The sequence below is a fragment of the Cellulomonas triticagri genome (assembly GCF_003696205.1).
GTDB classification, from domain to species: Bacteria; Actinomycetota; Actinomycetes; order Actinomycetales; family Cellulomonadaceae; genus Cellulomonas; species Cellulomonas triticagri.
Map to the genome: position 1 here is coordinate 18328 of NZ_RFFI01000021.1, position 23383 is coordinate 41710.

The 23383-nt window shown below is 72.9% G+C and carries 18 protein-coding genes and 1 pseudogene; 5 read left to right on the forward strand and 14 right to left on the reverse strand.

The window, feature by feature from the left end:
- Nucleotides 1-89: 89 nt before the first annotated feature.
- The 12 genes from EBM89_RS05630 to EBM89_RS05700 all read right to left on the reverse strand — a co-directional run bounded on the left by EBM89_RS05630 (nucleotide 90) and on the right by EBM89_RS05700 (nucleotide 16013).
- Nucleotides 90-1397, reverse strand: a complete 1308-nt coding sequence (locus EBM89_RS05630) for a glucoamylase family protein (RefSeq protein ID WP_122148483.1) — start codon at nucleotides 1395-1397, stop codon at nucleotides 90-92.
- Entirely contained in the window at nucleotides 1394-3085 is a 1692-nt protein-coding gene (locus EBM89_RS05635; protein ID WP_122148484.1) for an ABC transporter ATP-binding protein, read from the reverse strand. Before EBM89_RS05635 ends, EBM89_RS05630 begins: the two co-directional genes overlap by 4 nt.
- Nucleotides 3085-4029, reverse strand: coding sequence for an ABC transporter permease (locus EBM89_RS05640; RefSeq protein WP_122148485.1), 945 nt, complete (start codon nucleotides 4027-4029; stop codon nucleotides 3085-3087). The genes EBM89_RS05635 and EBM89_RS05640 overlap by 1 nt, the downstream gene beginning before the upstream one ends.
- 17 nt (nucleotides 4030-4046) lie before the next feature.
- Nucleotides 4047-5033 (reverse strand): ABC transporter permease, encoded by a 987-nt coding sequence (locus EBM89_RS05645; RefSeq protein ID WP_122148486.1) that lies wholly within the window; start codon nucleotides 5031-5033, stop codon nucleotides 4047-4049.
- A gap of 3 nt (nucleotides 5034-5036) precedes the next feature.
- Nucleotides 5037-6716 (reverse strand): ABC transporter substrate-binding protein, encoded by a 1680-nt coding sequence (locus EBM89_RS05650; RefSeq protein ID WP_122148487.1) that lies wholly within the window; start codon nucleotides 6714-6716, stop codon nucleotides 5037-5039.
- A gap of 58 nt (nucleotides 6717-6774) precedes the next feature.
- Nucleotides 6775-7785, reverse strand: coding sequence for a LacI family DNA-binding transcriptional regulator (locus EBM89_RS05655; protein ID WP_158609519.1), 1011 nt, complete (start codon nucleotides 7783-7785; stop codon nucleotides 6775-6777).
- Nucleotides 7786-7876: 91 nt separating this feature from the next.
- The gene (locus EBM89_RS05660; protein WP_122148489.1) at nucleotides 7877-8485 is read right to left on the reverse strand and encodes a hypothetical protein; all 609 of its coding nucleotides are present in this window, start codon (nucleotides 8483-8485) and stop codon (nucleotides 7877-7879) included.
- A 22-nt stretch (nucleotides 8486-8507) separates the two neighbouring features.
- Nucleotides 8508-8696, reverse strand: a complete 189-nt coding sequence (locus tag EBM89_RS05665) for a hypothetical protein (protein WP_122148490.1) — start codon at nucleotides 8694-8696, stop codon at nucleotides 8508-8510.
- Nucleotides 8697-9233: 537 nt separating this feature from the next.
- Nucleotides 9234-11924 (reverse strand): GDSL-type esterase/lipase family protein, encoded by a 2691-nt coding sequence (locus EBM89_RS22665; RefSeq protein ID WP_199731985.1) that lies wholly within the window; start codon nucleotides 11922-11924, stop codon nucleotides 9234-9236.
- A 194-nt stretch (nucleotides 11925-12118) separates the two neighbouring features.
- Nucleotides 12119-13177: an arabinan endo-1,5-alpha-L-arabinosidase gene (locus tag EBM89_RS05690; RefSeq protein ID WP_122148491.1), complete on the reverse strand. Its 1059-nt coding sequence runs from the start codon at nucleotides 13175-13177 to the stop codon at nucleotides 12119-12121.
- Nucleotides 13170-14678 carry an arabinosylfuranosidase ArfA gene (gene arfA / locus EBM89_RS05695; RefSeq protein ID WP_122148492.1) on the reverse strand — a complete coding sequence of 503 codons (1509 nt, stop codon included), beginning with the start codon at nucleotides 14676-14678 and terminating at the stop codon, nucleotides 13170-13172. The genes EBM89_RS05690 and arfA overlap by 8 nt, the downstream gene beginning before the upstream one ends.
- A gap of 27 nt (nucleotides 14679-14705) precedes the next feature.
- Complete coding sequence (locus EBM89_RS05700; RefSeq protein WP_233571563.1) at nucleotides 14706-16013, reverse strand: glycoside hydrolase family 27 protein; 1308 nt, start codon at nucleotides 16011-16013, stop codon at nucleotides 14706-14708.
- Between the two features lie 280 nt (nucleotides 16014-16293).
- On the opposite strand from EBM89_RS05700, the gene EBM89_RS05705 reads away from it, so the two are divergent.
- The 5 genes from EBM89_RS05705 to EBM89_RS05725 all read left to right on the forward strand — a co-directional run bounded on the left by EBM89_RS05705 (nucleotide 16294) and on the right by EBM89_RS05725 (nucleotide 21667).
- Nucleotides 16294-17640 (forward strand): ABC transporter substrate-binding protein, encoded by a 1347-nt coding sequence (locus EBM89_RS05705; protein WP_122148494.1) that lies wholly within the window; start codon nucleotides 16294-16296, stop codon nucleotides 17638-17640.
- An 87-nt stretch (nucleotides 17641-17727) separates the two neighbouring features.
- Nucleotides 17728-18720: a carbohydrate ABC transporter permease gene (locus EBM89_RS05710; protein WP_122148495.1), complete on the forward strand. Its 993-nt coding sequence runs from the start codon at nucleotides 17728-17730 to the stop codon at nucleotides 18718-18720.
- Between the two features lie 15 nt (nucleotides 18721-18735).
- Nucleotides 18736-19596 carry a carbohydrate ABC transporter permease gene (locus EBM89_RS05715; RefSeq protein ID WP_199731986.1) on the forward strand — a complete coding sequence of 287 codons (861 nt, stop codon included), beginning with the start codon at nucleotides 18736-18738 and terminating at the stop codon, nucleotides 19594-19596.
- A complete protein-coding gene (locus tag EBM89_RS05720; RefSeq protein ID WP_122148496.1) occupies nucleotides 19593-20981 on the forward strand; it encodes an arabinan endo-1,5-alpha-L-arabinosidase in 1389 nt (462 codons plus the stop codon). Before EBM89_RS05715 ends, EBM89_RS05720 begins: the two co-directional genes overlap by 4 nt.
- The gene (locus EBM89_RS05725) at nucleotides 20978-21667 is read left to right on the forward strand and encodes a DUF624 domain-containing protein (protein WP_122148497.1); all 690 of its coding nucleotides are present in this window, start codon (nucleotides 20978-20980) and stop codon (nucleotides 21665-21667) included. Before EBM89_RS05720 ends, EBM89_RS05725 begins: the two co-directional genes overlap by 4 nt.
- A 57-nt stretch (nucleotides 21668-21724) precedes the next feature.
- On the opposite strand, the gene EBM89_RS05730 is transcribed toward EBM89_RS05725, so the two are convergent.
- A complete protein-coding gene (locus EBM89_RS05730) occupies nucleotides 21725-22003 on the reverse strand; it encodes a hypothetical protein (RefSeq protein ID WP_122148498.1) in 279 nt (92 codons plus the stop codon).
- A 33-nt stretch (nucleotides 22004-22036) separates the two neighbouring features.
- Nucleotides 22037-23383 (reverse strand): annotated as a pseudogene (locus EBM89_RS05735) (hypothetical protein); the annotation flags it as partial.

The following is a 23383-nucleotide window of genomic DNA, read 5'->3' on the forward strand; positions in this document are numbered from 1 at the left end:
ACCGGGGCAGCACGGCGCGGTGCGGTGTCGGGACGGGCAGCAGGCACGGGTCCTCCGAGGGAGCGCGGGGGCGGCAGAGGTGGGGCGGGTCAGGGGGCGGGGGTGAAGCCGAGCGCGTCGGCGCCGCGGGCGATCCAGGGGTGGCCGGCAACGGCGTCCCACACCAGCGTCGACCCCAGCGCGGCGGCACCGAGCAGGGCGGTCACGCCCTTGTTCAGGCCGAACCGCGGACCGGCGTACCAGGGTCCGGGGCCCTCGAGGTTGACCCCGTCGGTCGCACCCCACCGGTTCCACGCCCCGGGATGCTCGTCGCGCAGCACCCGCAGCGCGGGCGCGACGGCCTCCGGGGCGAGTGGCAGCGCGCCGAACAGCGAGGCGGGCGGGACCGTGCCGTCCGCGTGGGGCTCGCGGGTGGACGGGCGAGCGCCGTTCACGACGTACCCGCTCGGCCCCAGCCCGGCCGCCGGGCCCCAGAGGCCCGCGGCGAAGGTGCGCCACCGTCCCGCCTGGTCGGCGCACCAGGCACGCGAGGCGAGCGACGCCTCGCGCGCGTTGGCCCACCAGTCGCGCCCGTCCAGGTCGCGCACGCGCTGGAAGGGGTAGAACGCGACCGGGAAGTGGTAGACGAACAGCGTCCCGGCCGGCTCGTGCACGCAGGTGTGCCCGCCGTAGGTCCCGACCGGCTTGGCGAACCCGCGCCACAGGTCCCGCGCCAGGTGCTCGGGGACGTCCGGGTGGCCCGCGGCGAGCAGGTACATCGGGAGCTGCTCGGCCGTCATGTCCCAGGCGCTGACGAATCCCTCGTCGTCCGCGCCCTCGGCGTAGGCGTCGTCCGAGGACGCCACCCACGCCATGCGCAGCACGGTCCGCCCGTCGCGCTCCGCCACGAGCCAGGGCCACTCGACGCGCGCCAGCAGGTCCTCCGTGGCGCGGTCGACCGCCGGGTCGTCGGCGAAGCAGCGCGAGGCGACCACCGCGCCGCACAGCGCGAGCGCGGTGTCGATCGTGGAGTACTCCGACCGTCCGTGGCGCGCGCCGGTGCGGGGGTCGACGAAGTGCGCGAGGAACCCGTGGCGGTGGGGCACCGAGTCCGTGAGCGTCCGCAGGGTGGCCAGGACCCGCTCGTGCACGGCGTCCCGGGCGAGCACGCCGCGCTCGACCCCGACGCACCAGGCCGCGAGCGCGAACCCCGTCGCGGCGACCGAGGCGACGTCGGGCCGGTCGTCCCGGTCCAGCACGAGGCCGCAGCCTGGGCTGCCCGGGTCCGCGGTGGCGTGCTCCCACAGCCAGCGGATCGAGGCGTCGACCTCGCGCTCGGTGAGCGCACGGATGTCGTCGGGCAGCGCGGGCGCCTCGGGACGCCCAGGTCGAGGGGTACCGGTCGTGGTGGGGATCATGCGGAGGTCCTCCGGGCGAACGGGTGCGGGATGGCGTCGAGCAGCTCGCGGGTGTAGTCGGCCTGGGGGTCGCCGATGACCTCGGCCGCGGGACCGGACTCCACGAGGGCGCCCTCGCGGAGCACGAGCACGTCGTCGGCGAGCGTGGCCGCCGACAGCAGGTCGTGGGTGATGTAGAGCATCCCGACGCCGTGGTCCGCGACGAGCGACTGCAGCACCTCCAGGATCTCCGCCCGGATGGACACGTCGAGGCTGGCGATCGGCTCGTCGGCGACCACGAGCCGCGGCTCGGCCGCGAGCGCGCGGGCGATCACGACGCGCTGGCGCTGCCCGCCCGAGAGCTGGTGCGGCAGCCGGCCCAGGTACCGGCCGGCGGGGGTGAGCCCGACCTGCTCCAGCAGGTCGGCCGCGCGCTCCAGCGCCGCCCGCCGCCCGAGGTGGTGGTAGTTCGCGAGCGGCCGCGACAGCGCGTAGCCGACCGTGAGGGTCGGGTTCAGCGCCGAGTACGGGTCCTGGAAGACGTACTGCACGTTCCTGCGGTACTCGGCCGCGACCGCGCCGCGCAGCGCGGCGACGTCGTGCGGCCGGTGCTGCTCCTGGTCGAGGTACCGGACGGTCCCCGAGGTCGGCACGTCGATGCGGGTGAGCACCCGGGCGATCGTGGACTTCCCGGAGCCGGACTGCCCGACCAGCGCGGTGACCGCGCCCTCCCGGAGCGTGAAGGACACGCCCTGGACCGCGTCGACGTGCTCGGTGCGCCAGCCGCGCCGCCGGGTGAACCGGCGACGCAGGTCCTCGACCTGCACGACGGGATCGTGCGCCACCGGCCGGGGCACCTCGGCGGGCTCGGCGATCTCCGGGCCGGTGTAGCCCGGGACCCGCTCGCCGAGGAGCTCCGCGTAGGACCCGACCAGGTGGATCGAGTACGGGTGCCGCGGGCCGGTCGTCACGGCCTGCGCCGTGTTGAGGTCCTCGACGACCTCGCCCTCGTACATCACCGCGACCCGGTCGGCGTTGTCCAGCAGCGTCCCCATGTCGTGCGTGATCAGCACGGCGCCGAACCGCTCCCGCGCCTGCAGCTCGCGGATCTTGTCCAGCACCGACTTCTGCACCACGACGTCCAGCCCGGTCGTCGGCTCGTCGAACAGCACGAGGCGGGGCCGCAGGGCGAGGGCGAGCGCGAGGTTGACGCGCTGCCGCATCCCCCCGGACAGCTCGTGCGGGTACCGGTCGAGGAACCGCGGGTCCACGCTGACCAGGTCGAACAGCTCCGCCGCACGCTCCCGCGCGTCGGTGGGGCGGTCCGGGTCGTCGTGCGCGGCGATGACGTCCTCGAACACGCGCCGCACCCGGACCACCGGGTTGAGCGCGTTCATGCTCGACTGGAAGACGGTGGCGACGGCGGACCAGCGCAGCGGGCGCAGCGCGTCGTCGTCGAGGTCGGTGACGTCCGTGTCACCCCAGCGGATCGTCCCGCCGGTCACGTGACCCGGTCGGCGCAGCAGCCGGAGCACGGCCTGGGCGAACGTCGTCTTGCCCGACCCCGACTCCCCCGCGAGGCCGACGAGCTCGCCGGGGTCGACCCGCAGGGACGCGTGCCGCACGGCGTCGACGACGGGGCCGAGCGCGGGCCGGTACTGCACCGACAGGTCCTCGACGGTCAGGACCGGACCGGGTGTCGTGGGCATCAGTCGTCCTCCTCGCGCAGGTGGGGGTTGCTCAGCAGGTCCACGCCGAAGTTCACGAACGTCAGCGACGTCATGAGCAGCGCGAGCATCAGACCCGGGGCGACGAGCCACACCCACAGCCCCTGCACGAGGGCGCCGTTGGCGTTGGCCTGGGCGAGCATCTGCCCCCAGCTGACCGTGTTGGGGTCGCCGAACCCCATGAACGACAGGCCCGCCTCCGCGGCGATCGCGCCCGTCGCCGCCCCGATGAACCCCGAGACGACCAGGGAGGCCATGTTCGGCATGATCTCCCGCAGCACGATGCGGGGCATGCTGTCGCCGCCGAACCGGGCGGCGGTGACGAAGTCGCGGTTGCGCATCGAGATGATCAGCGCGCGCATCTCCCGCGAGGCGCCCGCCCAGCTGGTGATCGCGATGACGAACACCAGGAGCGCCAGCCCGCGGGTCTCGCTGTACGCGACGATCACCATCATCAGCGGCAGCACCGGCACGACGAGCGCGAGATTGGTGACGAAGGACAGCACGTCGTCGACCGCGCTCCCCTCCCGGTACCCGGCGGTCAGCCCGATGGCGATCGCGATGACGATCGTGGCGACGCCGCCGAGCACCCCGATGGCGAACGACAGCCGCGCCCCGTGCACCAGCTGGGTCCAGATGTCGTAGCCGAGGGTGTTCGTGCCCATCCAGTGCGCGCCGCTCGGGTCCTGCGCCGGCACGAAGGTCGCGTCGTCCGGCCGGTAGGGCGACAGCAGGTCGGCGAAGACCGCCACGAGCAGGAAGACGCTCAGCATGACGACGCCGATGCGGGCCTTGCGGCTCGACCAGATCACGGCGTACCAGCGGGGTGGTCGCAGGGCGGTACGGGCCTCGCCCGCGGCGTCGTGGGCGGCGCGGACCCGACGCGGCGACGGCAGCGGACGGGGGACGGCGGAGCTCTCGGACATCGGTGGTCACCTGTCCTTCACGCGGCGGCCCGGCGGGCACGCGGGTCGATGAGCGGGTAGATCAGGTCGACCACGAAGTTCGCCGTGAGGACGATCACGATGGTCGCGAGCAGGATCGCCTGCATGAGGGGGAAGTCGCGGTTCGCGGTGGCCTCGCCCATGAGCCGCCCCATGCCGGGGTAGTCGAAGACGCTCTCGATGAGGATCGAGCCGCCCATCAGCACGCCGAGCGACAGCGCGAACCCGGTGACGACGGGCAGCAGGGCGTTGCGTGCCGCGTACCCGAGCGCGACCGTGCGCTCCCGCAGTCCCGCCGCGCCGGCCAGGCGGATGTAGTCCTCGCCGAGCACCTGCACCATCGTGTTGCGCATCGACAGGATGAACCCGATCGGGGCCGTGACCATGAGGGTCAGCGCGGGGAGGAACCCGTGCGCCACGACGTCGGCGACGTGCGACGCGGTCCACCCGGGGTCGGTGTAGCCGTACCCGCCGGACGCGGGGAACCAGCCCAGCGTGTAGGCGAACACGAACAGCACGATCAGGCCGATCCACACCGACTGCAGGTTGCCGACGAACGTCGAGCCGACCGAGATCGTCGCGTCGAACCGGCTGTTGCGCCGCCACGCCGCGAGGGCGCCGAGCAGCGTGCCGAGCAGGAACGACACCACCTGGGTGAGCCCGACCAGGACCAGCGTCCAGGGGAGCGCTTTCCCGATGACGTCGACGACGGGGAACGGGAAGTAGGTGAACGAGATCCCCAGGTCCCCCGATGCGAGCTGCCGCAGGTACTGCCCGTAGGCCACCAGCACGTTCTCGTCGCCGTAACCGAGCATCGCCCGGACCGCCGCGACCTGGGCCGGGTCGATCTCACCCTGCCCGCTGAGCTGGCGGACCATGATCTCCGCGGGATCGCCCGGCTGCAGCCGCGGGATGACGAAGTTGAGCGTCACCGCCGCCCACAGCGTCAGCACGAAGTACCCGGTCTTGCGCAGGTAGTACGCCACCGCTCAGCCCTCCCGTCCGCCGTCGGGGGCCCGCAGCTCCGTGGCGAGCCGGAGCAGCTGGTCCACGGCGTAGGGGTTGTCCTCGCTCGGCCAGCCCTCGGCGTTCTCCGTGCGGTAGATCAGCCGCGTCGGGGCGTACTGCAGGGCGATGTACGGGAACTCGGTCATGAACACGTCGATCACCCGCGCCTGCAGCTCGGCGGCGCGCTCGGGGTCGGTGGTGTTCGCCCACTCCTCGACCACCGCGTCGATCTCCGGGTCCGAGTACCGGGCGCGGTTGATCAGCAGCTCCTGCTCGCTCGGGATTTGCGAGGTCTGCAACCGGCCGCCCAGGTCCCGGGCCCGCTGGCAGCCGCCGCCGACGAAGTCGACGACCATGTCGAACTCCCCGGACTTCTGCATCGCCTCGATCGCGTTCGGGTCCGTCGTGACCATCCGGACGCCCACGCCGACCTCGCGGGCGTTGCGGGAGACGACGTCGGCCATCGCGATGACGTCCATCCAGCCGGCCTGGACGCTGAACACGAACGACAGCGGCTGCCCGTCGGCGTCCACCCGGCGCCCGTCCGCGCCGCGCTCGTACCCGGCCTCGTCGAGCAGCCGGTTCGCGTGGTCCGGGTCGTACGGGATCTGCTCGGCGCCCTGCCAGCGCTCCGGTACCTCCGCCTCCTGGTAGGGCAGCAGGAGCATGGTCTGGCTGGCCGGCTCCATGATCCCGAAGCTGGCCCGCTCGGTCAGCGCCTGCCGGTCCAGCGCGTACGCGAACGCCTCCCGGAACCGGGGGTCGTCCAGCACCGGCCGCCCCGTGTTGAGCACCAGGACCGTCGTGGCGTCCGGCGGGTAGAAGAACCCGGCGTGCTCCGGGTCCGGCGCGACCACCGACCGCCGCGGGTTGGGGATGTCCCCGCGGTACAGGTCGAGGTCGCCGTTGCGGATCTTCAGCGCACCCGAGTTCGCGTCGTACCGGCCCTCCAGGGAGATCTGCTGGATCCGGACCTCGTCGGCGTTCCAGTAGTCCGGGTTCCGCTCGAGCACCAGGCGTCGGCCGTTGTACGACGACGGCTGGAACGGTCCCGTGGCCACGCCCTCGGCGTCGATGTACGCCGTCGGGTCGCCCTGGTCGGCGTAGACGTGCGCGGGCAGGATCTTCGAGCCCAGCACCGCGTCGGTCTTCGGCACCGCGGGGCCGTCGAACAGGATCTCGACGGTGTGGTCGTCCAACGCCGTGACGCTCCGCGCCGGGGCACCGAAGTAGTCGCCCCACAGACCGGACCGGTCAGCGGCGGGGAACTCCTGGGCCGCCGTGAAGGTGTAGACGACGTCCGCGGCGGTGAACGGGGCCCCGTCGTTCCACCGCACCCCCTCGCGCAGGTGCAGGACCAGGCGGTCGGAGCCGTCCCACGCGTAGCCGGTGGCCAGGTAGGGCACGGCCTCGCAGGTCAGCCGGTCCCGGATCATCAGCGGCTCGAACAGCCAGGACTGCACCGCCGCGTTGGGTGACAGCCAGTTGTAGTTGAGCAGCCCCTGCACGGTGCCGCCCGCCTCGGACGGCATCCGGATCTCCGCGATGAAGCCCTCCGGCGCCGCGGGGACCGGCTCCAAGCCGATGCTCGCGCACGCGGCGGTCGCCAGCGTCGTCGTCAGCGCGACGGCGACCGCCGCCGGTCTTCTCGACCTGCTCATCGGAACCTCCTCGTTCCAGGTCGCGCCGCCGGACCTCGTCGTCCGCCGGCGGGGTGTGTCAGCGCGGGGCACCCTCCTGCGTGCACCCGCAGGACTCCCGGACCACCAGCCGCGTCGGCAGGGTGGTGCGGGCCGGCAGGTCGCCGCCGAGCGCGCCGGCGGCGGCGAGCGCCCCCAGGTCGGCCACCGGCTGGTGGACCGTGGTCAGCCGGGGCGACGCGATCTCCGCGAGCGCCTGGTCGTCGAACCCGGTGACGGCGACGTCCGTCGGGATGCGGTGCCCCAGGCCCGGCAGCGTCGCCAGCATCCCGGTGGCGAGCTCGTCGTTGCCGCAGACCAGCGCGTCGGGGAGCACGCCCTCGTCGTGCAGCAGGCGCGCGGCGACCGCACCGCTGCGGACGTCGAGGCCGAGCCGCAGGGGCTCGCCCGCCTCGGTCAGCCCGCGCTCGGCGAGGACGTCCCGGAACCCCGCGTACCGCCAGGCCGTGTCGGGTGACCCGTCGGGCTCCCCGACGAACCGGAGCCGCCGGTGGCCGTGCGCCTCGACGAGGTGCCGGACCAGCTCGGCCGCCGCCGCCCGGCCGTCCGTCACGACGCACGGCACGCCCGGCTGGTCCCCCGCGACGACAACCACGCGGCCCGACGCGGCGAGGTCGGCGACGTCGTCCTCGGACAGCGTCCCGCCCGCCACGATGAGGCCGTCGGTGCGCTCCGCGAGCTGCCGCACCGCGTCCGCCGCGTCCGGACGCAGGTGCGTCCCGACGACGTTGATGACCACGCCCCGCTCCACCGCCACCGACTCGGCACCCTCGATGAGCTGCGCGAAGTACGGCCCGCCCAGACCGGGCAGGGCGATGCCCAGCGTGAGCGTGCGCTGGTACGACAGCGCCCGGCCCAGCGCCGAGGGGCGGTAGCCGAGCCGGTCGATGACCTCCTGGACGCGGCGCTTGGTCTCCGGCACCACCCGCGGGTCGTCGTGGGTGACGCGCGAGACGGTCGCGACCGAGACTCCGGCCTCCCGCGCGATGTCGCGGATGGTCGGGCGGGCCGGGGGCGTCGCTGCCGCCACGGTGCACCTCCGATGTGTCGGATGTAACCGGATACATCGCGACGTTAGCGAGGTGGCGAGCGGCCGACAAGACCCATTTCCGGACGGTGCCTCAGCGCCCGATCTCCAGGACCACGCTCGTGTCGTCGGACACCACCCGCAGCTCCGCCATGACCCGGGGGACATCGTCCGAGGTCCCGTCAGCCGGGCTGAACGTGTGGACCACCTCGACCCGGACGAGGCACGTCGTCGCCAGCGGGACCTCGTGGCAGAACCGGTCGGGCGGAGCGGGCTCCCAGCCCTCGCCGAGTGCGAGGTCGACGGCAGCTGCGTGCACCGACTCCCAGTCCGCCCCCTCGTCGAGGGCGAGCTCGCGCCGGGCGGAGGCGGTCGTGAACCGCTTCCATCCGTTGCCGCCCCTGTCCACCGACGTCGCACCCTCGGTCGTCCCGGGGACCGGCAGGGACATCATCGGCTCGTCCCGCAGGACCTCGAGGCCGCGGTGGTCGATGTCGACGTACCGGTCCCGGACTGCGACGACGGCGGCGATCAGCGCTCCGGCGACCACCACCGAGCAGAGGAACGCCAGCACGGAGCCGATGACCCGGCGCACGATCCGCCGCACGCCGGTCAGTCGTCGCCGTCGCACCCGGAACCACCACACCGTCGCAGCCACCACCAGCAGGGTCGGGGTGAAGAACTGCACCAGCTCGACGATCACGTCAGTCCTCCCGAGCACCCGTTCACAGCACGGCGACGAACCACGTGGCCACCGCCACCACCAGTGCCACCACCGTCGCCGTCACCCCGGTCACGACCTTGGCGACGACGCGAGCCCGACCACGGGGAGGCGACTCGGTGTCGCGCCACCAGGCGATCATCGAGATCAGGGTCACCGAGCAGGCGGCGAACCCCGCGACGACCCAGAGCACGGGATCACACGCCCGCATGAAGCGTGGGGTCGCCGGCACTGCCGACGGGTCGATTCGCGACGCGTGGCCTGCTCTGTGATCGGGTCTGCACGAGGGCCGTTCGTGGTCCGTCGTCGGCGGATGAGCGCAGTGGCTCCACGGTCCGACGTGCCGGCGGAGGACTCGGCGGAGGTCGGTGCGGTTGTCGCGCGATCGAGGCGCTCAGGTCCAGGGTGTCGCGGTCGCGACTCTCCAGAGAATGACGAGCAGCACCCCTATGGTCACGACCAGGCCCAGGGCTAACGCGAGCCCCTTTTGCATCCGAGTCATTCGCGGGGTCCTGCCGGCACTGCCGGAGTGCTTCCGCCAGGCGAGGACGCAGACGAGGCCCAGAACGGAGCTCCAGAACAGGATGACACCAGGGAGAAGCAATGGTTTCACGATGACACCGCCCAGTGCTGATTGTGATAGCCCATTGACTCCGACGAGCCCGGCTGGACGAAGCCTGCGCCGACGTCCGCAGGATGAAGCTGCCGATGATCACCGTCGCCTCCTCCGTCACCACGAGGCGCGCCGTCGGCGGATGAGCAGGGTCGTCCCGGAGGCGAGGGCGAGGAACGTGAGTGCAGCGATGGCGGCGATCGCCGGCCCGGTGAGCGCGAGGCCCGAACCGAGGTCGTCGGCGGTGATCGCGGTGGCGCCCGTCGGTGCCGTCGATGTCGGTGCGGCACCCACCGGCTGCTGCATGGGTGCGTGGGCTGCGAGGTAGCCAGTGGCGGTGGCGCCGATCTGGGGAAGCACGATCCCGGTGATCCGGTCGCCGGACACGATGCCGGGGTGCGAGCCCTCTGCGGGTTCGGACAGGTCGCCGGGGGTGAGAGTCGCTCCGGGGACGTGCAGGTCGTAGGTGCCGGGCAGCAGTCCTGCCAGCTCCCAGGACCCATCCGGAGCGCTGGACGCCGTGAGGTCGACCGCATCACCGAACGCGTCGGTTCCCGTCAGGTGGACCTCCGCACCGGTGACGGCGGGTTCGTCGGCGCCCCATGTGCCGTCGCCGTTGGCGTCGGTGAACACGTGGCCGTCGATCGAGGCGGTGGCGTACTGCTCCTGCTGGTCGGGGCCGAACACGATCGGGCCGCCTTCCGGGGGTGCGGGGTACGGGTCGGGGTCGCAGGCGTCTCCGATGCCGTCGTTGTCGGCGTCCTCCTGGCCGGGGTTCGCGAGATCGGGGCAGTTGTCCACGTCGTCGGGGATGGTGTCGCCGTCGCGAGTGATCGTCACGAGGGTCGATCCCATGCTGGAGCGCGCTGCCTGGTCGGTGACCCTGACGGTGGCGTACCCGTCGAACAGCGTCTCGTAGGTGTGCTCGATCATCGGATCGGTGGTCACGTAGTCGACGGTCCCGTCGCCGTCGACGTCCCACTCGTAGCTCACCAGCTGTCCACCCGGTGCGTAGGAGCCGCGCGCGTCCAGGCGCAGCGTGGCACCGACCTGCGCGACCCAGGGCCCCTGGACCCAGGCGAACGGCTTGTCCATGGCATCGGTGATCGTACGGGTCAGGGTGCCGGCGAGGTCGCCGCCGGCCACCGAGGCCAGGCCACCGGTCTGCGCGGCGACGTCGGCCAAGAACACCGACAGGGACGAGCCTCCGACCGCGACCGGGTAGATCTCTGCGGGGTCGACGGCCAGCGCGTGGTCGATGATCGCCTGCCGGGTCAGACCCGAGGTCTGCTCGGGATCGCGGCCGGAGTTGTCGCTGATCGGGATCACGACCTTCTTGACGCCGTCCCGCCAGGGCAACGAGATAGCCTCCTCCAAGCCGGACAGCACGCTCTCGGGCCCGTCGTGTCCGCCGCTGATCGGCACGAGCGCCTCGAGCGCGGTCCGCAGCGCCTCGGTGTCCGTGGTGAAGGGCACGTCCACCCGGGAGGCGTAGCTGCCCGCCACCCCCGTCCAGGCCGGGTCGTCGGCGAAGGACACCAAGGCGAACCGGTGCGAGCTCGACACCTCCCCGAGCTGGGCGGCCATGCCCAGCACGAACTCGCGCACCTGCGCGACGTAGGGGTCCATCGACACCGTCGTGTCGACGACGAACACCAGGTCCAGCCCCGCTGCCCCGGCGCGCACGTCACGCCCCGGCACGGCCGCCACGTCGCGCAGCAGCCGCGCTTCCTCGGTGTGCCCACGGAGATTCGGGTGGTAGTTCTCAGCGAGGATCAGGCTCTCCACTTCCATCACCCACCGGTCGGGGTTCCTGGAATAGGGCGACGGGTTTGGCTCATGACCGACGAAGTGCTCTTTGACCGTGTCCACGAAGGTCACGAACTCGGTCCCCGCAGCCGCGTTGGCCGCCTCGACCGCACGCCGCTGAGCCGCGTCTCCCGCGTCCCCCAGCGCACGCACGGCTGTAGCCGTGTCGTAGGAGTCGTTCGAGAACCACGGCCGCCCCCAGAGCGACTTCAGGATGTAGGGCTCGGCGGTCGACAGGTACGGGTAGGACAGCAGCACCACCCGGGCATCCGGGCGCATGCGCTGCCGCAACTCATCGAGCATGTCCGTGATGTCGCTGCTGAGATCGCCCAAACCGGCGTCGGCCTCATCGACGTGCTTGCGGCAACTTCCCGGATCGCGTGTACCCATGACGAAGCACTGCATGACGATCTCGTTGAAGTTCAGGTCGTTGCCGCCGATGGTCAGCAGCACCAGGTCCGTCGTGGCGTCCACCGCCTCGATCTGCGGGCGCATCGACACGGTGCACGTCAGCACCCACGACGACCCGGTAGAGCCGGTCACCGTGACGTCGAGCCGCTGGTCGCTGCCGACGCGTCCGGAGCACACCGGGTCCTGCTTCGCCAGACGTTCCGCTGCGGCCTCGTCCGCGGCGTCCGGTCGGGCGACCATCACCTGCCGGACGTCACCGGCGTCCAGCGGTTGCGTGAGGTCGGCGAGCACCCCGCCGCTGCACGCCCGGTTCACGAACGTCGCGTGGTGGCCCCTCCCGTTGAGCCAGTCCACGTACTGCTGGCCCCAGCTCCGCGACGACCGGTAGCAGCCCGACGGGCCGTAGTACTCCCCCGCACCGTTCCCGGCCGAGTAGGAGTCGCCCAGCTGCACGACCGAGACCGCCGTCGCGACCTCCACCGCCCGGGGCGCGGGGGTCTGTGGTCCGACCGCCCCGACGAGCGCGAGCGCCATCGCCGTCACCGCCGACCCGACCCCGATGACCCTGCTGAACCGCCGTACCGCCATCCGTCTGCCCTCGGCACCACCAGGACCGTGAGCAGGCGGGCCGGGCTGGTCCTGGTCGACGGTTGTGCGAGCCCGGTGCGTCGCCGCAGCACCACCTGTGGGTGAGCGGCACGGGCGACGCTAGGGACGGGCTCAGCCACCTAGGTGGCGGGCTCCACCCAGTTCCGCGACCGTGATGCGCGAGGTAGGTGGCGTCAGCCCTGCTCCTCCCGGGTCGTCAGCACCGGCCACCCCTCGCCGTCCCAGGCGATCTCCCTGAGCGCCAGCGTCGGGGTCCCTCCCGTGGCGGCGTCGTAGAAGTGGAAGCCCAGCACCCCGCCCGAGGCGGACTGCCCGCCCGGCCCGACCATCTCCCCGGTGGTCTCCAGCAGCACGTCGCCGCCGTCGACGACCATGTCCGTGCCGTCCCGGGTGAGGTAGGGCCCGGTGACGTCCCGCGAGCGCCCGACGGCGATCCGGTAGGTCGAGTCCGCGCCCTGGCAGCACGCGTCCTGGGAGACGAAGAGGTAGTACCAGCCGTCGTGCGGTACGACGTACGGGGCCTCGATGGCGTGCGGGGACGCGAGCCGGCTGGCGAGCGCGACCGGCTCCGCCCCGTCCGCCGGCATCCCGGACGGCCAGGTCAGCTCGACCACCTGGATGCCGGACCAGTAGGAGCCGAACACCATCCAGGGGGTGCCGTCGGCGTCCTCGACGATGCCGGCGTCGATGGCGTTGTAGTCGTCGGTCGGCTCGGAGCGCCACACCTCGCCGCGGTCGGTCCACGCGTAGTCGGGGTCCTCGGGGTCGAGGGTGGGGCTGGTGCGCAGGCCGATGACGGAGCGGTTGGAGCCGAAGGTCGAGGCGGCGTAGTAGAGGTACCAGGTGCCGTCGTGCTCGTAGAGCTCGGGCGCCCAGTAGTTCACGACGCCGGGCACGGCCTCCTGCGCCCAGCGCGGGGAGTCCGACGGCCCCCACGCGGTGCCGAGGTACTCCCACGTCGCGCCGCGGTCGGTGGACCGGCGGACCTGGACGGCGCCGGCGTTCTCGCGCTCGTCGCCGGTGGAGTAGACGTACCAGGGGTCGTCGCCCTCGCCGACGACGAGGGCCGGGTCGTGCACGGCGACGTCCCCGGCCACCGGCAGCGCGGTGGCGGCGACGTCGCCGGCACGACCCAGGGCCGCGATCGTGATGCCCCCTGCCGCCACGAGCGCGACCACCGCCGCACCCGCCAGGACGGCGAGGCGGCGGCGGGTCCGCGGGTGCTCAGGCACCGAGCCGGACCACGTTCCAGGACACCGGCGGCACCTGGACGGTGAGCCGGCCGCCGTCGAGCGCCGCGGTGTCGTTGGCGCGCGGCAGCACGGAGGTGTCGTCGTCGGCGGTGGCGGACCAGGTGTGGTCGGGGTTCGACAGGCTGGTCGCGCCGAGCACGCGCAGCCCGGGCATGGAGCGGGTGTCGACCTCGAGGGTCACGGTCTCGGTGAGCGAGCGGTTGACGGCGAACAGCGCGACCGCGCCGGTCTCGGGGTCGCGGGTGGCGACGGCGTCGACCAGCGGGGCGTCCCCGTGCTTCGCCGTCTCGTAGGTCGGCGCCTCGATGGCGACCTGGAGGACGTCGCCCACGGCGTGCTGCGACGCCTGCGCGAAGGGGTGGAACGTCGTCTGCCGCCAGATGCGGCCGCCGGGCTCGGTCATGATCGGCGCGATGACGTTGACGAGCTGCGCGAGCGAGGCGGAGTGCACCCGGTCGGTGTGCCGCAGCAGCGAGATCAGCAGGTTCCCGACCACGACGGCGTCGGCGACGTTGTACCGGTCCTCCAGCAGCACGGGCGCGACGGGCCAGTCGTCGCCCGACGGCGGGACGGACTCGGCGCGCTTCTGGTACCAGACGTTCCACTCGTCGAACGAGATGTGGATGCGCTTGGCGACCTTCTTGTGCGCCCGCACCCCGTCGGCGACGGCGGTCACGGAGTCGATGAAGTGGTCCATGTCGACGGCCGACGCGAGGAACGACCCGAGGTCGCCGTCCTCCTCGGCGTAGTACGCGTGCGCCGAGATGAGGTCGACGTGCTCGTACGTCTCGGACAGGACGGTCTGCTCCCACTGCCCGAACGTCGGGATCGGCACGCCCGAGGACCCGCAGGCCACGAGGGTGAGGTCGGGGTCGATCATCCGCATCGCCCGGGCGGTCTCGGCGGCGAGCCGGCCGTACTCGTGCGCGGTCTTGTGGCCGATCTGCCAGGGCCCGTCCATCTCGTTGCCGAGGCACCACATGCGGATGTCGTACGGGTCGGGCGCGCCGTTGGCGCGGCGCAGGTCGGACAGGGCGGTACCGCCGCGGACGTTGCAGTACTCCAGCAGGTCCAGGGCCTCCTGCACGCCGCGGGTGCCGAGGTTGACGGCCATCATCGGCTCGGTGCCCGACGCCTGCGACCAGCGCAGGAACTCGTCGACACCCACCAGGTTCGGGTCGGTGGAGTGCCACGCGAGGTCGAGGCGGCGGGGCCGCTGGTCGCGCGGGCCGATGCCGTCCTCCCACCGGTAGCCGGACACGAAGTTGCCGCCCGGGTAGCGGACGGTGGACACGCCGAGCTCCTTGGTCAGGGCGATCACGTCGCCGCGGAACCCGTCGGCGTCGGCGCTCGGGTGCTCCGGGTCGTGGATGCCGGTGTAGACGCACCGGCCCAGGTGCTCCACGAACGCCCCGAAGGTGCGGCGCCGGACGGGTCCGACCCGGAAGGCCGGGTCGATGGTCAGGGTGACGGTGGTCATGGGACTCCTCATCGAGTGCGGGGTGGGTCAGGTGGTGGGCAGGGCGAGCCAGCGCACGCCGTGGGCGGGGACGTCGAGCACCAGGTCGGCGCCGTCGCGGGGCACGGGCGCGTCGTGGTCCCACAGGTCCCGGACGTCCCGCGCCACGACGGCGTCGGGGACGAGCGACGACACGGGCACGCGCACCTGCCGGGGCGCGTCGGCGGTGCTGAACACGGCGGCGTACCGGGCGTCGGGCGCCTCGCCGGTCCAGACGACGACGTCACCGTGCTGGTCGTGCCCGCCCGGTCCGTCGGGCAGGGGCTCGCGCAGGGCCTCGCCGCTGGCGGTCAGGGTGCGCAGCACGTGCCCGACCGCGGGCGTGGCGAGCAGGTCGATCGTCTCGGGGGTGCTGGTGGGCAGGTCGCCGCCGACCATGAGGGGCGAGCGGGCCATCACCCACAGGGTCAGCAGGGTCCGCTGCTCGTCCGGCGTGAGGCGGCTGTGCCGGGGTTCGCCGCGCTCCGCGCGGATGCCGATGCGACCCAGCGGCAGCATGTCGGCGTCCGCCCAGCCACCGGGTCGCTGGTGCGGTGCCCACCGGGCCATCCGGGCGAACTGCGCGTGCACGTCCTCCCAGCGGTCCCAGAGGTCGTCGCTGACCCGCCACATCTGGGCGTGCTCGCGCAGGTGTGGCAGGTGCGTGGTCGCGAGGGCGGTGCCGGGCGACAGGGACAGCGTGATGTCGCGGCCGCTGCGCTCGATGGCGAGGGCCCAGCCCTCGACCGCGCGGTGGTGGTACGGGGCGATCATGTCGTCGACCTTGACCAGGTCGACGCCCCAGCCGGCGAGCTGCGCGACCTGGGCGTCCAGGTAGGCCTGGGCGGCGGGGTGGTCGTGGTCGAGCCCGTAGTTGTCGGGGTTCCACGCGCAGGTGGACGCCGTGTCGGCGGCGTCGCGGGCGGTCCAGGTGGTGCCGTGGACGGGCAGGTCGGCGTGCACGGCGGCGCGCGGGATCCCGCGCATGACGTGCACCCCGAACCGCAGCCCGAGCGCGTGCACGGCGTCGGCGAGCGGCCGGAACCCGGCGCCGTCGGCCGCGGACGGGAACCGGTTGGGGGCGGGCAGCTGGCGCCCGTACCCGTCGAGGACGACCGGGGCGTCGGCGTTGTAGCCGTGCGACCGGGCCGTCGGGTCGTACCAGGCGATGTCCACGACGACGTGGTCCCAGCCGTGCGGCAGCAGGTGGTCGTGCAGGACGCGGGCGTTGGCGAGGACCTCGTCCTCGGTGACCGTGGTGCCGAACGAGTCCCAGCTGTTCCAGCCCATCGGTGGTGTCGCGGCGCGGCGCGGCATCGCTCAGCTCCTTCGCTGATCGCGGGTCTACATCGTTGTAGACGCCACCCTGCCCGGCGCGCCCCGGACGCGTCAACCCCCTCCCCCGACCCGCCGCCCGGACCGTAACCACACCGTTACTTGACCGCACGACGTGACCCGTGCCACTCTCTCTCCAACGTTGTAGATCAACGATGTAGAACCACGAGGTCAGAGTCGACCGCACCTCCCGGACCGCCAGCGACGGCGGCCCCGCGCGCGCCTCCCGACCTCCGGTCCCCGATGTGGAGGCAATGGCGCAATGACCACGAGACTTCCCCGGCTGGCAGCCCTCGCGCTCGCCGGCGCGCTCGCCCTGACGGCGTGCGGCTCCGGCGGCGGCGAGAGCGGCGGCGACAGCGACACCCTGACGTTCATGTTCCGCGGCGGCGCGGACGAGAAGGCCGCGTACCAGGCCGCGATCGACAAGTTCACCGAGGACACCGGCGTGAAGGTCGAGATGACCGTCACCGACGCCGACCAGTACGCCACCAAGCTCCAGGCGGCCGTGTCGGGCAACAAGGTCCCCGACGTGTTCTACATCGAGCAGGCCAACCTGCAGTCCTACGTGGCCTCCGGCGTGCTGCTCGACATCACCGACCAGGTCGAGGAGGCGGGCGTCGACCTCGACAACATCTGGGAGTACGGCGTCGACTCCTACCGGTTCGACGGCACCCTCCAGGGCACCTCCGAGGGCCGCCTCTACGGCCTGCCCAAGGACGTCGGCCCATTCGCGTTCGGCTACAACAAGACGATGCTCGAGGCCAACGGCATCGCGCTGCCCGACCCCGACGTGCCGCTGAGCTTCGACGAGTTCCGCGACATCACCAAGCAGCTCACCCAGGACACCGACGGCGACGGCGCCCTCGACCAGTGGGGCACCGGCCTCAACGTGCAGTGGAACCTGCAGTCGATGGTCTGGAGCAACGGCGGCGACTTCGTCAACGAGGACCGCACCGAGGTCACCGTCGACACCCCCGAGTTCGCCGAGGCGCTGCAGTACTTCGCCGACCTCACCAACGTCGACGGCGTCACCCCGAACGCCTCCGAGGCCGCGACCCTCGACACCTACCAGCGGTGGATGGCCGGCGAGATCGGCTTCTTCCCCGTCGGCCCGTGGGACGTCAGCGTCTACAACGACCTGGACTTCGAGTACGACCTCATCCCCTGGCCCGCCGGCTCCACCGGCGAGTCCGCGACCTGGGTCGGCTCGCTCGGCATCGGCGTCTCCGCCACCTCCGGCAACCCCGACGCCGCCGTGCAGCTCGCGACGTACCTGAGCGCCGACCCCGAGGCCCAGCAGACGCTCGTCGACGCGAACATCCAGATCCCCAACCTCAAGGACGTCGCCACCGAGTGGGCCACCGCCGCCGACGCGAAGCCCGCGAACCGGCAGGAGTTCCTGGACATCGTCGAGGACTACGGCCGCGCGATGCCCGCCTCCTTCACCTACGGCGCCCAGTGGTACGACGAGCTCTGGGTGAACATCCAGCCGGTGCTCGACGGCAAGCAGACCGCCGCCGACTACCTCGCCGAGGTGCAGCCCAAGATGCAGGCGCTCCTGGACGAGTCCAACACCAACGCCGAGATGGCGGGCGGCGGGGCCTGACCCCACCTCCCCCACCCCGCCGCGCCGGGTCGCCGCTCCTCCGGCGGCCCGGCGCGAGGCGGGGAGCACCCGCGAAGGAGCACCGGCATGTCCCACACCGCCTCGACCACCGCACCGACCGCCGTCCCGGCGGCCGCCGCCGACGTCCCGCCCCCCGGCGGCGCCGGCCCCACCGACGCGCACCGCGCCAAGCAGGCCATGCGGCGCCTGCACCGCACCGAGCACCGCTGGGCCGCCGCGTTCATCGCCGCGCCCGTGCTCGGGTTCCTGGTCTTCACGCTCTACCCGCTCGGCTACGCGCTCTACGCGTCGCTGACCCGGTGGAACGGCCTCACCGCGCCGCAGTTCATCGGCCTCGAGAACTACACCCGGCTGCTCGGCGACCCGTACTTCCGCCAGACGCTGTGGAACACCGCGTTCTACATGATCGGCATCCCCATCGGCCTGGTGCTCGCGCTGCTGCTCGCCATCGCGCTCAACCGGAAGATCCCCGGCCAGACCGCGTTCCGCACCATCTACTACGTGCCGGTGATCTCCTCGCTCGCCGCCATCGCGATCGTCTGGCAGTTCGCGTACAACGGCGACTTCGGCCTCGTGAACCAGGTGCTCGACTGGTTCGGCGTCGACGGCCCCAACTGGCTGCAGAACACCGCCACCGTGAAGCCCGCGATCATCATCATGGCCGTCTGGAAGGGCCTCGGGTACTCGATGCTGCTGTACCTGGCGGCCATCCAGTCCGTGCCCCGGTCGCTGTACGAGGCCGCGTCGCTCGACGGCGCCAACGCGTACCACCGGTTCCGGTCCATCACGCTGCCGATGGTGCGGCCCGTGACGTTCTTCCTCGTCGTCACGAACGTCATCGCGGGGTCCCAGATCTTCACCGAGATCAACATCATGACGCCGACCGGCGGACCCGAGTTCAGCTCCGCGTCGATCGTCTACTACATCGTCCGGCAGGCGTTCCGGTACCAGCAGATGGGCTACGCCACCGCGATGTCCGTGGTGCTCGGCCTGATCGTCTTCGTCGTCACCCTCATCCAGTTCCGCCTCAACCGGCGCAACTCGTTCAGCATCGACTGAGGGGGCAGGAGAACCATGAGCCGCAAGACGCCGATGAGCGCCACCTCCCAGAACCGGGTGGTCAACACCGTCCTGTTCGTCGTCCTCGCCCTCGGCGCGATCGTCATGATCGCCCCGCTGCTGTGGATGATCACCACCGCCCTGAAGACCAAGGCCGACGTGTTCGCGCTGCCGCCGGTCTGGATCCCGGACCCGCCGCAGTGGGAGACGTTCTCCCGCATGTGGACCGAGGCCCCGATCCTGTCGGGCTTCAAGAACTCGATCATCGTCGCGGGCACCGTGACCATCGTCGGGTCGGTCACGTCCTCGCTCGCCGCGTTCGCCCTGGCGAAGATGCGCCTGCCGATGAAGAACGCCATCTTCATCGCGCTGCTGTCGGGCCTGATGATCCCCTACCCGACGCTGATGATCCCGCAGTTCGTGATGTTCTCGAAGATCGGCTGGGTCGACACCCTGCTGCCGCTGATCATCCCGCTGCTGTTCGGCAACATCATCATGATCTTCTTCCTGCGGCAGTACCTGTCGTCCGTGCCGGACTCGATGATCGAGGCCGCGAAGATCGACGGCGCGTCCTACCTGCAGATCTTCGGGCGGATGGTGTTCCCGCTGATCCGGCCCGCCATCGCCGCGCAGTTCATCCTCTGGTTCATGACGATCTGGAACGACTACCTCGCGCCGATCCTGTACCTGAACACCGAGTCGAAGCAGACCCTCCAGGTCGTCATCGCGAACCTCAACGTCGAGTACGCCACGCAGCGGGACTACCCGCTGATCATGGCCGCGTCGTTCGTCGCGCTGCTGCCGATCCTCGTCGTGTTCCTCATCTTCCAGCGGCAGATCATCGAGTCCGTCGCGCTGACGGGGGCCAAGGGATGACCACCACCGAACCCGCCGCCTCCCGCCTGCCCGTCGACACCGGGGCCTGGGGTGCGCGGCACGCGCACGACCCCACCGCCGTCCGCGACGACGAGGGCACGTACTGGCTGTTCTCCACCGACGCCTACGGCGACGGCCCGCTCCCCCGCGCCGGGGTGCAGGTGCGCCGCTCCGCCGACCTCGTGACGTGGGAGTTCCACGGCTGGGCGCTCGACGGCGTCCCCGCCGACGCCGCCGCATGGGCGGGCGCCGAGGGCCTGTGGGCCCCCGACGTCGTGCGCGTCCCGGACGACGTCGACGTCCCGGCGGACGAGCGGTGGCGGATGTACTACTCCGCGTCGAGCTTCGGGTCCCGGACCTCGGCGATCGGCCTCGCCACCGCCCCGCACCCCGCCGGGCCGTGGCAGGACCGCGGCCTGGTCGTCACCAGCCGGCACGAGGCCGACGGCCCCAACGCCATCGACGCGAACGCCGTGGTGGACGACGCCGGGCGGCACTGGCTGGTCTACGGGTCGTTCTTCGGTGGCATCCACGCCCTCGAGCTCGACCCCGGCACCGGGTTCGTCATCGGCTCCGGCGGCCGCCCGCGCCCCGGGCCCGGGCTGCTGCTGGCCCGGCGCCCGCACGAGGTCGAGGCGGCCGTCGAGGGCGCGTTCGTCCTGCGCCGACCCGGCGGCGGGTGGGTGCTGCTCAGCTCGTTCGACTCGCTGTTCGACACCTACCACCTGCGCGTCGTCGCGGGCCCGCAGCCCGTCGGGCCCTACCGGGACCTGCTCGGCCGCTCCGCCACCGACGTCGCCGCCGACCCCGTCGGGTCCGCGGTGCTCGCCGGGCACCGGTTCGCCGGCGGACCCGGGCGGCTCGCCCCCGGCCACGCGTCGGTGCTCACCGAACCCCTGCGCGACGGCCGCGAGCGCCACCTCCTTGTGCACCACGTCCGGGATGCCGCCGACCCGCACCAGCACGAGGTGCAGGTCCGGCGGATCGTGTGGACCGCCGACGGCTGGCCGCTGGTCTCGCCGCAGCCGTGGGCCGGGGCGGTCGAGCAGGACGACGACGCCACCTGGCCCGCGTCGCCCGCCGGGCTCGCCGGGACCTGGGAGGTCGTCACCTTCGCGCGCGGCGACGTGCTCACCGACGCGGTCCCGCGCGCGGTCGTCGCCGCCGACCTCGCCGGGCTGGTCGCGCACGGGGCCGGACGGTTCACGTGGAACCGGCCCGGGGGCGGGGCGCCGGTCGAGGTCGTCGTGTTCCCGTCCTGGGACGCGGTGCGGCACCGCGCCGCGCTGTCGTTCGCGGCGCTCGACACCGGGACCGGGATGGTCAGCGTCGGGACGCAGGTCGCACCGACCGGCGTCCCCGCCCCGGTGGGAGGTGCGCGATGACGACGACGGCACCGTCCGTGCGCCCGACCCGGGTGCCGGTGCACGAGGGCGGCGAGGACGTCGGCGGCTGGGCCGGGGCGGTGATGCGCTGGCTGCGCGCCGCCGTCCGCCTGGTCGAGGTGAACCTCCTCGTCCTGCTCGGCACCCTGCGCGGCGCCGTGCTGCTCGGCGCCCTGCCCGCGCTCGTCGCCGGGGGCACCGTGCTCGCGGCCGTCGCCGCAGGCGACCCGCCCGAGTCGGTGCGGCGCGCGTTCTGGGCGACCTACCGGGCCGAGCGCCGCCGGGCCAACCGGATCGGCTGGCCGCTGCTGGTCGCCGCGGTGCTGCTCGCCGCGGACGCCCTCGCCCTGCCCGTGCTCGCGGCGGGCACGGGGTCGACCGACCTCGCCGCCGTCGCGGCCGCCGGGCTGCTCGTCCTCGGCGGCGGGGTGCTCGTCCTCGGCGCGTGGTTCGTGCCGGTGCTGCGCCGGTACGACGAGCCGTTCGGGCGCACGTGGCGGTTCCTCGTGCTCGCCCCGCTCACCTCGCCCGGCACCGCGCTGGCCGTGCTCGTCACGCTCGCGGCACTGGCGTTCGTGGGGTGGCACCTGACGGTGCTGCTGCCGCTCGTCGCCGTCGCGGCGGGGCTGCTGCTCACCGGCGTGGTCGTGGACCGGCGGCTGGACCGCATCGACGCCGGGCGCTGAGCACCGGGCGCTCACCACGCCGCCGGGTGCCCGCCTGACGACCAGGCACCCGGACGGTCACGAGGCGAGGACCTGCCTCGCCGCCAGCGACCGGTCGTGCTCGGACGAGGCCAGCAGCTCGTCGTGCCTGCCGGTCGCGACGACCCGCCCCTCGTCCAGCACGACGATCTGGTTCGCGTCCACGACCGTGGACAACCGGTGGGCGATGACGATCGTCGTGCATGTGCCGGCGAGCCTGTTCACCACGAGCGGCTGCGCCAGTGCGGCGCCGCCACCCGCTGCCGCGAGCGCCGCGGCGACGGCGAGCCGGCCCCGGCGGCCTGCCGAGTCCCCCACAGCTCACGGACGTGCGCCGCGGCGAGGGGGCGGTCACGCACCTCCTCCTCGGGCGCGACGTCGGGCCACGCCGAGGGCGACAGCCCCGGCGACGAGGACGGAGGCACCCATACCCGCCCCGACCGCGGCCAGCTGGTCGACCGGGACGGCCACCTGCGGTCGTCCGCCCATCTCCCGCAAGAGGCCCGTGTTGCCCACCGCCGCACTCGTCATGCCGACGACGGCACCGAGGACCAGGAGCGGGACGACCTCGATGAGCTGCGCCGCCGCTGCCGTGAGGGCGTGCTGCCGAGGACGAGCGCCGAGGCGCAGCAGCGTCCGGGCGGTGCCCCGGCGTTCCAGCTCCCGGGTGGCCGCAGCAGCCCCTGCGGCGGTGACCGCCATGACGACGGGGGCGAGCAGGAACAGCACCATCTCGTCGGCCCCGCTGCCGCCGCTGACGGAGAAGGCCTTCCCGGACGGCAGTGAGTCGACCCACCGGCCGCCGTCGGTCAGGCGCGCCTGCGGGACCGCGGCCGCGAGCTCGGAGGCGACCGGATCCCGCGCGACAGCCAGGGCGGTCGCGTCGCCGGAGAGCCCGGCTGGCGGACCGGGCAGACCCACGACGAACGACTCGCCCAACCCACCGGGCGCGGCGACGACCGCGACGACCGGGGCCGTCCTCCACCCGTCGCCCTCTGCGACGCAGACGCTGTCCCCCGGCGCCAGGCCGTCGCCGGTCGCCATCGTCGCGGTCACGACGACGCCCGTCTCGGCGCCCCGGGGCAGTCGGCCCGCGACGACGCGCCCGGCGAACACGGACGCCACGTCCCCGGCCACCACCCGGCGACCTGCACCCGAGACGGAGCCCGCCGCGCAGGAACCGGACTGCGGGAGCGCGATGTCGTGGTCGGTCACCACCAGCGCCGCACCTGCGCCGTCGGGGGTGCGGGCCGCGGCGAGCCGGGCGGCTCCGTCCGGCCCGTCGACCTCGAGCACCGCGGCAGAACCGAGCATGTCGCGCAGAGCCGCCGTCGCCGCCTCGTCGCGTCCGACCGCACCCCCGTACAGGAAGACCGTCGCGGTCGTCGCGACGAGCGCCGCCGTCGCGCCCGTGCGCCGACGCTCGTGCCTCGTGCGGCGGTCCGCCCACCACCACACCCACCCGGGACGACGGCCCGCGGCACCCACGCGCTGCCGACCGGTGCCGGACCACCACCAGCCCATCGCGGCCAGGGCCGCCCGCGCGCCCACGACGACCGCGATCACGGCGACGAGCACGCCGAACACGCTGGGGCTGACCGCGGCCGCCCCGCACAGCAGCACCCACGCCACGCCCAGCCCCACGCTGCGCCGAGGCGTCCGCCGGCTCGGCGGCCGGGCGCCGGGGTCGCGGCGGCG

What these genes read in the sequence shown, in the direction of transcription:
- arfA (WP_122148492.1), bottom strand. Translation starts at nt 14,678, where the DNA reads ATGACCACCGTCACCCTGACCATCGACCCGGCCTTCCGGGTCGGACCC.
- EBM89_RS05710 (WP_122148495.1), top strand. Translation starts at nt 17,728, where the DNA reads ATGTCCCACACCGCCTCGACCACCGCACCGACCGCCGTCCCGGCGGCC.
- EBM89_RS05640 (WP_122148485.1), bottom strand. Translation starts at nt 4,029, where the DNA reads ATGTCCGAGAGCTCCGCCGTCCCCCGTCCGCTGCCGTCGCCGCGTCGG.
- EBM89_RS05715 (WP_199731986.1), top strand. Translation starts at nt 18,736, where the DNA reads ATGAGCCGCAAGACGCCGATGAGCGCCACCTCCCAGAACCGGGTGGTC.
- EBM89_RS05630 (WP_122148483.1), bottom strand. Translation starts at nt 1,397, where the DNA reads ATGATCCCCACCACGACCGGTACCCCTCGACCTGGGCGTCCCGAGGCG.
- EBM89_RS05705 (WP_122148494.1), top strand. Translation starts at nt 16,294, where the DNA reads ATGACCACGAGACTTCCCCGGCTGGCAGCCCTCGCGCTCGCCGGCGCG.
- EBM89_RS05720 (WP_122148496.1), top strand. Translation starts at nt 19,593, where the DNA reads ATGACCACCACCGAACCCGCCGCCTCCCGCCTGCCCGTCGACACCGGG.
- EBM89_RS05635 (WP_122148484.1), bottom strand. Translation starts at nt 3,085, where the DNA reads ATGCCCACGACACCCGGTCCGGTCCTGACCGTCGAGGACCTGTCGGTG.
- EBM89_RS05700 (WP_233571563.1), bottom strand. Translation starts at nt 16,013, where the DNA reads ATGCCGCGCCGCGCCGCGACACCACCGATGGGCTGGAACAGCTGGGAC.
- EBM89_RS22665 (WP_199731985.1), bottom strand. Translation starts at nt 11,924, where the DNA reads ATGGCGGTACGGCGGTTCAGCAGGGTCATCGGGGTCGGGTCGGCGGTG.
- EBM89_RS05650 (WP_122148487.1), bottom strand. Translation starts at nt 6,716, where the DNA reads ATGAGCAGGTCGAGAAGACCGGCGGCGGTCGCCGTCGCGCTGACGACG.
- EBM89_RS05725 (WP_122148497.1), top strand. Translation starts at nt 20,978, where the DNA reads ATGACGACGACGGCACCGTCCGTGCGCCCGACCCGGGTGCCGGTGCAC.